Annotated in this window: 13 protein-coding genes; 6 read left to right on the top strand and 7 right to left on the bottom strand. The window is 66.9% G+C overall.

The window, feature by feature from the left end:
* Positions 1–135: 135 nt before the first annotated feature.
* From ACIQU4_RS39450 to ACIQU4_RS39435, 4 genes are all read left to right on the top strand, one after another.
* Complete coding sequence (locus ACIQU4_RS39450; RefSeq protein ID WP_403741818.1) at positions 136–939, top strand: hypothetical protein; 804 nt, start codon at positions 136–138, stop codon at positions 937–939.
* A gap of 390 nt (positions 940–1329) precedes the next feature.
* Complete coding sequence (locus tag ACIQU4_RS39445; protein WP_403741815.1) at positions 1330–2550, top strand: pentapeptide repeat-containing protein; 1221 nt, start codon at positions 1330–1332, stop codon at positions 2548–2550.
* Positions 2551–3552: 1002 nt separating this feature from the next.
* Positions 3553–4128: a hypothetical protein gene (locus tag ACIQU4_RS39440; protein WP_403741813.1), complete on the top strand. Its 576-nt coding sequence runs from the start codon at positions 3553–3555 to the stop codon at positions 4126–4128.
* A gap of 691 nt (positions 4129–4819) precedes the next feature.
* Positions 4820–5659, top strand: a complete 840-nt coding sequence (locus ACIQU4_RS39435; RefSeq protein WP_403741810.1) for an IS5 family transposase — start codon at positions 4820–4822, stop codon at positions 5657–5659.
* Here the strand turns inward: ACIQU4_RS39435 and ACIQU4_RS39430 are convergent.
* From ACIQU4_RS39430 to ACIQU4_RS39415, 4 genes are all read right to left on the bottom strand, one after another.
* The gene (locus ACIQU4_RS39430) at positions 5656–5865 is read right to left on the bottom strand and encodes a hypothetical protein (RefSeq protein WP_403741807.1); all 210 of its coding nucleotides are present in this window, start codon (positions 5863–5865) and stop codon (positions 5656–5658) included. The genes ACIQU4_RS39435 and ACIQU4_RS39430 overlap by 4 nt on opposite strands.
* A gap of 79 nt (positions 5866–5944) precedes the next feature.
* Positions 5945–6211 (bottom strand): hypothetical protein, encoded by a 267-nt coding sequence (locus ACIQU4_RS39425; RefSeq protein WP_403741804.1) that lies wholly within the window; start codon positions 6209–6211, stop codon positions 5945–5947.
* 73 nt (positions 6212–6284) lie between these two features.
* A complete protein-coding gene (locus tag ACIQU4_RS39420; RefSeq protein ID WP_403741802.1) occupies positions 6285–7343 on the bottom strand; it encodes a hypothetical protein in 1059 nt (352 codons plus the stop codon).
* A 94-nt stretch (positions 7344–7437) separates the two neighbouring features.
* Entirely contained in the window at positions 7438–7707 is a 270-nt protein-coding gene (locus ACIQU4_RS39415; RefSeq protein ID WP_403741800.1) for a hypothetical protein, read from the bottom strand.
* A gap of 495 nt (positions 7708–8202) precedes the next feature.
* Between ACIQU4_RS39415 and ACIQU4_RS39410 the strand changes: the two genes are divergently transcribed.
* Positions 8203–8616, top strand: coding sequence for a hypothetical protein (locus ACIQU4_RS39410; RefSeq protein WP_403741798.1), 414 nt, complete (start codon positions 8203–8205; stop codon positions 8614–8616).
* 269 nt (positions 8617–8885) lie between these two features.
* Here ACIQU4_RS39410 and ACIQU4_RS39405 read toward each other — a convergent pair whose 3' ends face one another.
* The 3 genes from ACIQU4_RS39405 to ACIQU4_RS39395 form a co-directional block, all read right to left on the bottom strand.
* On the bottom strand, positions 8886–9545 hold the full coding sequence (locus ACIQU4_RS39405) for an SMI1/KNR4 family protein (RefSeq protein ID WP_403741795.1): 660 nt from the start codon (positions 9543–9545) through the stop codon (positions 8886–8888).
* 202 nt (positions 9546–9747) lie between these two features.
* A complete protein-coding gene (locus ACIQU4_RS39400) occupies positions 9748–10515 on the bottom strand; it encodes a trypsin-like serine peptidase (RefSeq protein WP_403741792.1) in 768 nt (255 codons plus the stop codon).
* Positions 10516–10838: 323 nt separating this feature from the next.
* Complete coding sequence (locus tag ACIQU4_RS39395) at positions 10839–11291, bottom strand: hypothetical protein (RefSeq protein ID WP_403741789.1); 453 nt, start codon at positions 11289–11291, stop codon at positions 10839–10841.
* A gap of 193 nt (positions 11292–11484) precedes the next feature.
* On the opposite strand from ACIQU4_RS39395, the gene ACIQU4_RS39390 reads away from it, so the two are divergent.
* Positions 11485–11982, top strand: a complete 498-nt coding sequence (locus tag ACIQU4_RS39390; protein WP_403741787.1) for a hypothetical protein — start codon at positions 11485–11487, stop codon at positions 11980–11982.
* Positions 11983–12081 lie beyond the last annotated feature (99 nt).

Raw genomic sequence — 12081 nt, 5'->3', positions numbered from 1 at the left:
GCCCTAGTCGGCCCCGGCTCTTCCCATGCCCGGACGCTCCATTCGCCCAAATTACCTGTACGGGAGTCGGGCCCCGTGGTCCCCTGCATACGCTGCCTGTTCGCCGTAGCGGGCGGGCGGATCTGAGGGGGCGGCATGGTGGTCGGGCTCTGGCACTGGATCGAACAGAACGCGGCGGGGTTGAGCCTGCTGGTTCCGTTCCTTGCGATCGGGGGCGGGCTGCTGGGGAACTGGCTGGGCGCGAGGATTCAGGCGGCGGGCGGGTTGGCGCAGGCGAGTGCAGCGAGGGAAGCGGCCCGAATTACAGCGGAGGCGTCCCGGCTGGCGGCGCTGAGAGATGAGCGCCGGCTGGCGATTGCGGAGTTCGTCCGGGCTGCTCGCACCCTGTTCCGTATCAGTTGGGACCTGTACCACCAGGACCACGAGGAAGAGGCGAGCCGAGCGCACGCTGCGCTCTCCTACGCTTATGCCGAGGTCGAGCTGTGCGCCCCGACGAGCATCGTGCTGCTTGCAGCTAGTGTGCTGGAGGCAGCCGAGGATGCCTGGTTCCTGGCGCGTTCCAGAGGCCCAGCCGCCAGGATCGTGCGGTTGCTGCGTGTGCCGGCGGCGGACGGAGGCACGCCGGGCTTGTTGGCGTATGACACCGTGAGGGCGGCGCGGATCGCAGCGGCCAACGATCGCCCGGACCGGGACGCGATCCAGGTGCAGGCTCTGAGGGAACTGCGACGGTGTGGCCTTCTCGATGAACGGCAGGTCATGGCCGTGTACATGGACATCCCCCATGGGTATCTTGTCACCGCGCAACAGGAGCGGGGCGACGCGTACGCGGCGGCGCTACACGCTTTCGTCAATGCGGCTCGGCAGGCACTGGGCGCCAACCGGGAGGGCGGCGTGGAGTGGATTCCCGCGTCCGGAGGCACCCGTCCCGTCCAAAACTAAGTCACTTGTAACAGACCCGTACGGGTCATCGCCGTGGCGGCGCGCGGCAAGATCGCGGTTCTACCGCCAAGGCCTGCGCCGCCGGGAGGCTGCGTGTTTGACCGTCCGTCTGTCCGCGCCGGCTCTCCCATGTGGGTGGTCTCGTGGTGTGGCTCCTCAGCCGCTTTCGCCGTGGGGTGTGGCATAGGTGGAGTGACCGGGACACGTGGCATCGGAGGGCTCCGCCGGATCGTGCATCGGCGTGCGGCGAGGCGAAGGCAGCAGCTGCGGAGGGGCCGGTTCGGGGCGCGTGCGGCCGCTGGAGGCAGCCCGACGCAGGGGATCTCACTGCTGATCCTCAGCCTGCCAGGGCTGGCTGCCCTGGCGGCGCTGCTCTTCACTTGGATGCAGGTGAGCCAGACCGGCAAGGAACTGCGGATCAGCGAGCAGGGCCAAATCACCGGCAGGTTCAACGCCGCGATCGGCAACCTGGGGTCGAGCTCGGTGGACGTGCGCCTGGGCGGCATCTACGCGCTGGATCGCATCATGCACGACTCCGCCCGGGACCAGCCGACGGTGGTCTCGGTACTGTCCGCGTACGTACGGCGGCGCGCTCCACTGCCGACGGGTACCAAGTCGACCGAGGGGCCCCCGCCCGCCGAGATCGACGCGGTGATGAACGTCCTGGCCGGGCGCCGCCCCGAATACGATAAGGGACTGTCGATCAACTTGAGTCACACCGACCTGAGCGGGTGGACACCTTCGTACGCGCATGGCGAGCGTGGCATCTCCCTGGTGGGTGCGGACCTCACCGGGACCGACCTCAGCGACACCAACCTCAGCGATGCGCAACTTCGCGGCGCCTACATCTCCGAAGCCAACCTCCGCAATGCGGACCTGAACGGCGCGAACCTGAGCGGCGCAGACCTGGGCATGACGAATCTCCGCGAAGCGAGTCTCATCGACGCGAACCTCTCGGACGCATCCTTCTGCGGCTATTCCGATCCCGTCCAGTGCGCGGACCTGACCGACGTAACGTTCGACAACGCAAACCTGACCGGTGCCATGCTCGCTGCCGCGGACCTGACCAAGGCGACTCTCTGTTCAGGTAATTTCTTCATTGATATCAGGACGGGAAGGGAACGTGGTGGGGGTTGCGCTCGCCTGACACACGCGGATCTCGCCAATGCGAACCTCTCGAAAGTGGACCTCTCCGGGGTAGCCCTGAACGGCGCGGATCTATCGAACGCCAACCTCAGCAAGGCCAACCTCACGGGCGCCGACCTCACTGGGGCGAAGCTGGATGGCGCCAGACTGGACGGAGTCCGTGGCCTTCCGCCGTCCCCCCCGCCGAGCGCCCTAAATTCTGGGCTGCGGCAGCTCAGTCCTGGTAGCGAGGCTGGTTGCGGAGTTTCTGGCACGTATCGAGCCCAATGTCCGCCGGACTGTGCTTCGGCCTGCAGTGCCATCCGCGCCCGGGTCGGGGTCGCCTTCATGATGGAAGGCGACCCCGGTTCCCGGGAACGCTCGTACGGCCGGGTGGCCTCGGCTCCCACGCAAAGGCGGTTCCACTGGCGTCGGCGGTGCGCCTCCGCGCGATGGGGTTGGTCGGCGGGCTTGATTGTCGCTTAGGTATGTGGAGACGTCTCGTCCGAGCCCTCGCCCTGGTGCTATTCCTCCTGGCCGCCACTCTCGCGGCGGTGCCCGCCGACACAGTCGCGCATCAGACGTGTAAGAGGACGTCTGGTTCGTGTACCGAGCTCACCTTTTCGACGACGTCTTCGGATCCGATACCGCCCAGGCCGCGTGAGCGAGGCTGCTGCAACGGCGGTCCCGGTTGGCGACCCGGGGTTCGTCTCGGAGCAGCCCTCCGCAGTGTCTGTCGGTGGCTCGCGGAGGGCCGCGCGGCGGGATGCGTACGCGAACGATCTTGGCCAGTTGTCCTCGCTGGTCGCGGTGACGGCCCGCCTGACCGGAGCAACGCCGCCACGCGGTGGCGTACGCGCGGACGGGCCAGGCGTGCGTGTGCAGACGGCACGACTGCGCCGGCGTGGTCCCCGTCTCCTGGTGCGCCGAACACGGCGATGCCCTCGGGCCGGTGCTGGAGTGGCACGTCGGCGGCGGGATCCGCTGCGCGGAGCCGTACCCTTTCCGCTACTTCGGTGAACTGAGGGGGGAACCAGAAGGGCCCCGCGTCCGAGGACGCGGGAAGGCGCGGATCCGGACCGCGCGTCGCTCGTCCGCGAGTCCGGCAGCGGGCTGTTGCCGCTGGGGAACGGTCGTTGCGGCCGAGATAGCCACGGATGAAAGGCAGCGGCGTCGGGTACCACTTGCCCGTAGGGGTCGATCAGCTCCGGCTCGTCGGTGTCTCCTGTGTAGCGGGAGCTCAAGTTCAGGAGGCCGTCCATGCCCCGGAAACGCCGGGTGTCCTTCCGGATCCGAACTTGCCCTCCGCGTCCCGTATCGATTGACCGAATACCGCCACAATTGCTCGATCGTGTCCACGATGTTCTCTCTCCGGCCGACGTTAGCGAACGCTTTGGGGAATCCACTGACCGGGCGCTTGTCGCCGTCTTCAGCCATCGGGGAGCGTTCTCATCACGTAGGCGCGTCCACTGCACTGAAGGGAAGTCAATGAGCTTGATCAGCGAAGCACTCCCCCTCGTCGGTGTCGTTGTGGGTGCCGCAACGTCGTATCTGGTCAGCAGTGCGAACGAGCGCACCCGATGGCGTCGGCAGCAGTCGGTCCGCTGGGACGAGCGGCGGCTGAACGCCTATGCCGAGTACGGCCACGCGGTCAAGGCATTGGCGCATCGCTACCTACGCATCGCTGTCTTCCGTGGGATCGCGACGGGATCCGCCCCGTTGGAACCCACCGATGAGGTACTTGGCGAGTTGGGGGAGGCCGAGAGTCATCGCTCGGCTCTGAGCGAGGGGCTCTGGCTGTTGGGCGACGCGGCGACCAACAGCGCTACGGTCCGGGTGAACCACTGTCTGTGGCATCTCGAGTGGCTGGCTCGTGGTCTGATCCCCGCGGACGCCGGAGCATGGGACACAGCATTCGCGGAATACCGAACTGCCCGCCAGGCATACCTCGAACTTGCGCGAGCGAGTCTTGGCCTGCCCACTGGGGAAACACGGTCGGATGTCGCCTGGCCGCCGTCCTGGCGGACTCCGCCGGACCGCGCGAGAAGGAATCCGGGACAATGACGCGCGTCCGGTTCATGCGCCGCCACCGGGGTAACGAGACAACGTTCCGTTGTCCAGGGACGAGAGGGTGGCCGCAAGGATCCTGAGGTGCGCGAAGAGTCACGTGAGCGGTTGTCCGCGCTCATGGACGAGCCCGCGGCGCACTGGCCCCGGCGCGGCACCTACACCCCGTCCCACCTCGCCGGACAGAAGACCGGCTACTGGCCTTCCGGTCGCCGACCGCCTTGCCCACGAGCCCGGCACTGTCCTACACGTCGCGTTCTCCCCCGACGGCACCCTCGTGGCCGTCGCCGAGGCCGCCGGGGTCCGCCTCCACAGCCTGCACCCGGGCACCTGAAGGTCCGGCGACAGGCACCGTCCCACCAGCCATTCCGGTTCTTTGTCACGGTGACGCAGAACTGGAACGGCTGCACCCGCCCCACTCGCTACAAACCAGGGCTGACCTGTGGTGCTACCCATCTCAAACAGTCACTGAAAGAGCGTTTTGTCCCGGCAGGGGTGTTTGATGGGTTCTTGAGTGGGTGACCTGCCTGTGAAGGTTGAGGCTGTTGGTCGCCTTCGTGGCATCTGTGGCGGGTGACGACGGTCGAGGGTCCGCTTGGGTCCCTTGGCTCCTGTCTGATCCCAAGGCGCCCCCCTCACCCCCGTTTGCGCCCTGTGGTCGAGGGACTGGTCCCGGTACTACCGAAACATGCGCCGACAGCGACCGTACCCAAGCGATCTGTCCGATGCCCGGTGGGAGTTGATGGAGCCCATTCTGTCGGCCTGGCGGGCCGAGCGGAGAGGGAAGGGCCTGGACATAGGCCGGCCGCCCGAGCACGATCTGCGGAGGATCATGGACGCGGTCCTCTACGTCGACCGCACCGGCATTCCCTGGCGCTACCTGCCACACGATTTCGCACCGTGGGAGACGGTCTACGGCTACTTCGCCGCCTGGCAGAAGGACGGCGTCTTCGACCGGCTCAACGGTGTGCTGCGGCGACTGGTACGTGAGGCCGAGGGCCGCGACCCCGAAGCAAGCGCATGCGTCCTGGACGCGCAGAGCGTCAAGACCTCCGCGAACGTGCCCGCGGCCAGCCAGGGTATCGACGCGGGCAAGAAGATCGCCGGCCGCAAACGCCACATCGGCGTCGACACCCTCGGCCTCCTCCTGGCCGTCCTTGTCACCGCCGCCAGCGTCTCCGACAATGCCGGCGGCATCCAGGTCCTCTCACAAATCTCGGTGGCTCACCCGCTCGTCACCAAGGCCTGGGCGGACAACGGCTACCGCACCAAGGCCATCGACCACGGCGCCCGCCTCGGCATCGACGTCGAAGTCGTCCACCGCGACCCCGGCCAGAAGGGCTTCAAAGTCATCCCGCGGCGATGGGTCGTGGAGAGGACGTTCGGCTGGCTCATGCACCAGCGCCGCCTGGCCCGCGACTACGAAGCCCACCCACACCGCTCCGAAGCCATGATCCACCTCGCGATGATCGACCTGATGAGCCGCAGACTCACGCGAGAGGCGACTCCGAACTGGCGCGACCTCTAACCAGAGCCTCCACCCCCGCCAGACGCTTCACGCAAGGCGGTGAAACGCCAGTCGAGGAGATCCACGCATTCATGAATCCCCGGCATCAGGCCGTCGGCGCACTCGCGCATCACCAAGACGGCCTGCACGTTGCGACCGGCGGTGATCAGGCGGTCCACCTCCCGCTGGCCCTCGACCGAGAGCCGGCCCCACAGAGAATCGTTCATCCCTGCATTCAACCGCCCGACCCAACCAGCGATTGCACCGCCTGCTTCGTCAGGTCAGAAGGGCCTTTACCAAACACCCCTACCGGAACAAAATGCTCTTTGAGGGCTTGGGCACGGAGGGTACGACGTTCGCCCGGGCCTCTGGCGACTTCGGCTTCAGCGGCGCTACGCCGTAGTAGACGTCGGGCAGGGGCCCCGCCGCATCCGCCACAAAGCAACGGATACGGCTGGCCTGGGTGCTTCGCCTGCCGGCTCCCACCCGCCCTGGAGAAAACCGGCCGTACTGCGTGTAGAACTTCAGCAGCCCGGCGAGGCCCAGTCGCGTCGCACCGCGCTTGCCGGACACGATCTCCTGCCCGTCGTTGGGGCGTGACCCAGCCGGGGTGAGCTTTGGCTGGCGCCCACCGACCCGGGCGCGGTCAGTCGGCAGCGAGCCATCCGACCTTGTGGTAGTCCCCGGCTTCGGGCCTCTCGTCGTATCGGCCGGTTCCCTCATAGAAGTCCAGTGCGCCGCGCATGTAATGCCGGAAGCACGTCACGAAGGTGTCCAGCTTCTCGCGGTCTTCGGTCGATGCCTGGGGCAGGACGCTGGGGAGTGACTTCTCCAGGGAGAGGTAGTGCCTCATGTAATTGTCCGCGAGTTCGATGGTGCGGCGGATCGCTTCCTCGCGGGTACACCCGAAGTCCCGTTCGATGATGGGCACCGCGTTGATGTCGTCCCCCCAGGACGCATCGCGTTCCAGGCCGTAGACGTCGTTGGCGAGATGGGCAAACGTGGAGCAGCTGTGGAGCATGGCGTTGACAGTGGGTGAAGCCAGGAGGGCCTCGCTCATCTCGCAGTCGTAGGCGAGCGTGGTCAGGTGGATGTAGGCGGGCGAGGCCCCGGACCACAGCCGGTTGTCGATGTAGCGTTCCAGGCTCGGGAGCCTGTCCTTGGCGCGGATGTCGGCGTCGCGCAGATAGGTCTCGATCCACCGCGAGAGCCGGTCCGCCAGGCGCTGGTTCCAGCGCGGTGACATCCCGCGTTCGCGGGTCGTGCGCCAGATGTCCGCCAGCGCGATCTCCAGCGGATGGGCCCCGGGCCGGGCGCCTTCTGCGGTGTCGGGGGCGAGGATCGCCAGGCAGCCCTCGATCATGGGTTTCACCAGGCTGACATCGCGGGCCTCCATGTAGTCGTCCGTGAGGGTGCCCCACATGTCCCAGTCGTGCATGAGCTTGAGGGAATCCTCGTCGCAGTCGGGGTGGACGCACGCAGACCACACCTCGATGCGGTATCCGCTCGCGGCCTCGGCGCCCTTGTCGGTGAGGACTCCGAGCCTCCGGTAGAAGTCGAGGGTGTGTGTGCGGGCGGCCTCGATGTGCGGATTCATCGCGTACGGCATCGGACAGAAGAACGCGTACCGCGGCGCCGAGCCCAGGCCCGGACCGTAAGCCGCCAGATCGCGTGTGGCGGACGCGGTGGTGTCGGCAGTCGTCATGGTTGCCTCGATCCTGTCGGTGGTTCGCTCACGGGGGCCTGGGCGCGCCGCTTCGTGCAGGGCTGTGTGGACGCGGGTGGGAAGGGGCTGTGGTTCATCTGGTTCTCACGGCGGCGGGCGATCTCCCACAGGGTTGCTGTAGCAGGAGGCGTGCCAGCCGATCACGCACAGCAGGGGGCCGGACCCGTTTGCCACCCGAGAACAGCAAGGCGCGCAGCACGTCGACGAGCTCGCCGGGCAGACCCTGCTCGGCGGCGGCGCGGGCCTTGCGGTCCAGGAAGCCGGCCAGGCGTGGGTCGAGTTCGCCTCGGTCGGCGGCCGTGTAGAGCGGGTCACCACCCAGCACGCTGTCGGTCCCGGTCACGCAGACACCACCAGGTCGCGAGCGGGCGCCGAGCGGAGGCACCCGAGCGAGTACTGCCCAGCTGGAGACCGCTGCAACCCCCACGGAAACCGCGCTCCAGGACAGCAAATCCCTCCCGCTGTACATGCTTCTCCGTACCCGACCACAACTTGCAGCAACGAGTTCGCTCACAGTGTGTTACTGGCCAACTAGGACGCCAAGTCTCAGCCGCTGTGACCGAGGACTTCGCTTGGCGAACCTCGCCAACTCAAGCGCTCATAGCGTGCGACCTGAAGGCGCCGGCAGGGCGCAATCATCGCGGATAGCAAGCGCAGGAAGGGCGCCATCCCTGCAGAGCGGGCGAGCCGGCCGAGCCGGTGGCGGCGGCTGGGACGCGACTGATCCGCGTGCGGCTCGTTGCTGAGGCAGCGCCGTCAGGAGCGTCTCGGTGACGCCCGTGTATTTGCCTCCGGCCGCAAGCATCACGTTACGCAGTTGATCCAATACGCTACGTTTATGGCTAGTGATCTGATCGAAGACCGAAGTGACGAGTCCTACCTCCTGGAAATCCAGGACATCACCCTCACGCCGAGCTTTCCGGTGCCCGGACAGCCTCTGACCGTGGAGCTGGTCGGCAAGCTCCGGGAGCAGGTCGACCTGACCAAGGTCATCGTCAATGTCCAGGTGAAGTTGGGGAACATCACGCTCTCGCGACGGACCCAGACACTCCTCTATTACCTGGAGTCGGTGGGGGCACCCGGGGATTACAAGCCGGCGGCTGGGCCCTGGAAGCAGACCTGGACCTTCCCTGTCCAGCGGGCGATGCCGAAGGCGGACTTCCGTATCTACGTGCAGTCCAGCACCACAGGACCGGAGGAGAAGGACTTCGCCGACCTCAACGTGCGCTTCGACTTCCGGACCAAGCAGTAACCATCGCACCTGACCCCCGTCCTCGCCCCGCCTCGCCCCGCCCCGCCCCGCCCCGCCCCGCTCCACTCTGCGTGGCGGGGCGGCAGGAGTCCTGCAATGCCGCAGTGAGGGCTCACCTGCTGTGACAACGCACCCACGCCACGGGCTTACAGCCCGCCAACCACAGCGCTCAGATTCCCCACCCCAAGCGCTAACCCGCCAAGTGAGGCGCTCAGTCACACACGGTGTGACTTAGCGTTGTAGTTGGCCCGGGTGGCCAACTACAACGCTCATCGTGTCGATGGCGCAGTGCCCGTGCACGCCAGTGTCCGGCGCCAGGTGTTCGTAGATGGCTGGTGCGCGGTGAGCTCCGCCTTTTGCAGCCAGTCGATGTACCAGTGGGTGAAGGTGACCGGCTTGCCGGCCTGGTCGAGGAGCGGGGCGAGGTCGGCGTCGTCTGCGCGGCAGTCGGACCAGAGGGTGCCGCGGTGGGTGCCGCTGATGATCAACCACTCCCTCTGGGCGCAGCCGATGTGGGAGATCACGATGGCGCCGGCGGTGCGCTCGGGGGCGAACATCAGGGCTTCCCAGCGTTCGTCCCACGCTTCGATGGCGTCGTCGAAGTCCTCGATCTGGTCGAAGTCCTCTTCTTCAGGGCGTACGGCGAGAAGTGCGTCGAGGTCTTCGGGATCCGGGCCGTGGTCAGGAAAGGGCCAGGCGAGCATGGCCGGGTCAGCCAGGTCTGCACCGTCTCCTTCCCAGCGCCAGCGGCCCTGCACGCGGCGAACCGGGAAGACACCGTACGCAGGACCCGCGCCGCCAGCGCCCACGCAGGAGAGGAAGCTCCGGTAGTCATCCGGCAGCCGTACGCCTATCTGTGCTTCGAGTTCGGCAAGCCCATCATCGGCCAGTGGGTCTTCCAGGACCCACACCGCTCCATTGCTGATCAACCATGCGCAGACCGTACGCGGAGCCAGTGACAGCGGAAACGGCCAGGAGGCACGCACGCTCTGCGGGCCACCTAGAACGCTCAACCGGCCAACTACAGCGCTAAGTCACAGCGCTGTGACCGTGCACGATGGTTGGCGGGATTCGCCAACTGTTGTGCTCAATCCCCGCAGCCCTGACCTGCGAAGATTGCGCACGAGTTCGTCAGCCGTGCTCGGACTGCCGGTAGAGGTTCTGCGCGAAGGCGCCGAGTGCCGTTCCGTAGCTGGTGTCCTCGTCGCCGCTGATGTTCACCGCGACGACGCTGCCGGCCGCCGGGTCGCCCGAGAGGTACGGGCCACCGCTCGACCCCACCCCCATGTGGCAGGGGATCCGCACCAGGGCTGTGCCGGCTGCCCAGGCAGTGACGCCCGAGCAGTGCAGGACCCGGTCCGTGTACGGGTAGCCGAAGAAGTGCCCGGACGCGCCCGGTGCCGCGGTGAACGAGATGGGCTGGGCCCCGACTACATCCGAGATGTTCCGCCCGTCGGCGCCGGGGTTCATCTCCAGCATGGCGACGTCCCGTCCGTCCGCCCCCCAGTCCTCGGCCATCCGCACCCGGCGCACCGTGAAGCCGCCATGAGGCCCCGACCCGCCCTGATACCCCGGTACAAAGTAGAGGTTCCGGTCCCAGGCGGCGGCTCGTGCAGGCGATCCCTCGGTCGATGTCCTGACACAGTGCCCGGCAGTGATCACGGTACGGACCCCGACGACGGTCGCCGTGCAGGCACCGGAGCCGCCGTCCACACCCGACATCCCGTACAGCCGGCCGACCGTACGGGCTATCGAGCCACCGCCGGTCCACGCCGGCTGGACCAGATTGTCCTTGGCGTCCACGCTGGCCACCTCGGCCATGCCACCAGCAGCCCAGTGGGTATCTACCCAGCGGCGGTCCTCCTCGGTGGTGGAGCCGTCGTGAACCACGGTGCTCACCTCGACGGGCGCCGTCCCGCTGCTTCCGGCAGTCGCTGCCAGACCACAACCCACGGCCCCCGACAGGACCAGAGCGGCCACTGCCGCTGCGCCCAGTGCACGTGTGTTCCCCATACCCCTTACAACCTCATCCCTGTTCCCACTCGCCTCCCGGGCCCATCGGGGCATCGTGCCCTCCCCGGTCGCAGTCCGACTGCCTGCATGTGTAATCGATCAACCGCGCGGAGCTTACGACAGCCCCGGACAGCGGATGCGCGAGGGGGTCGCCCACTTCAAATGCGTCGTAGTTGGCCAGCCTGGCCAACTAGTTGCTCAGGCGCGAGTCAGTGGAACCAGGCGACGAGGCGTACGTTTTCGGCGCCGTGGATTTCGCTGAGGATGCGCATGACCTTCCAGACTGGGCCCCAGTGGGTGTCGATCCCCGCGGCTGAGCCGCGGGTTCGCGTGCCCGAGGCATCGGTCCCCTGCCAGTCCGTGGTCTCCAGCTCGGACCAGGTCAGCCAGGTCGTCCCGTGCACATCAGGGGGGCCGCCCAAGTCGGCGAACTCACGTCGCAGCCGCTCCGAGGCATCATCCGGAAAGCCGCGATCCTCCGCGAGGGGCCGGAAACCGAAGTAGTTCCGGATTCCGAAAAGACAGGCCAGGCCGTCGTAGGCATTGCCCGTGTTGAGGAGCCAGAGATCGATGCCGGCCTCCCATACGGAGTCCTCGTCGTCAGGGCCCCACAGGCGAGCCCCCGGCCGGCACTCGATCATTCCGCTGACATCTGTTGACATGGGGAGATCCTGCCTGCGCAGGCCAGGGGGCAGCACCTCCATTTTGCAGAACGCGCGCGCCACCCGTCGAGGCTCCGGCTCTGCCGCTACGTGCAACTCCGGCCAACTAGAACGTTCAGTGGCCAACTGGTTGCTCAGCCGCCTGGATGGCCCTTCGTGACTCGTCGAGTAATCCGTTTGGGATCATGCCCGCATGGACTTCGACCTTGCCCCACCGACCGGCGTTGGCCCGTTGCGGATCGGTATGACTCGGCACGCGGCCAACACGGCGCTGGACTCGCTCCGCGATCTATCTGCGCTCTCGGAGTCTGATCGGCCAGGGCAGCACGTCTTCCGTCCCAGCGGGCTGATGATCAGTATCCACTGCGTGCGCGACATGCTTGAAGCCATCAAGCTGGGAAGGCCGTCGTCCCCGACGGACCGAGTGTCGTTCCAGGGCGTGGACCTATTCGCGCTTCCGGCCCGCGAGGTTATCCGGCGCGTCGGTGAATTCACCTTGATCCAGGAAGATCCTGACGACGATGCTTCATTCATCGCCGCAGACTTGCTACTGAGCTTCTGGCGTCCGTTCGCAGCCGACGATGAGCCGGAGGAAGAACAGGGCTACTACTTCAGCTCGGTCCTGCTGGCACGGCCTGGCTACTACGACACCCCTGCTCAGGCTGCGGAGCGCCTCCAGCAGAGCTCGTGACAGGCAGGTGAGGGCCTGTTGTGAAATGGTCCTGGTCGCGTGCGGTCTGGCATACATAGGGGGCGCCGTTGTCAGTGGTGCTGTGCATGATCGGCACAT

This window comes from Streptomyces sp. NPDC090741, from assembly GCF_044769045.1.
In the GTDB taxonomy this organism is placed as follows: domain Bacteria; phylum Actinomycetota; class Actinomycetes; order Streptomycetales; family Streptomycetaceae; genus Streptomyces.
This window is presented reverse-complemented; position numbering and strand designations above follow the sequence as displayed.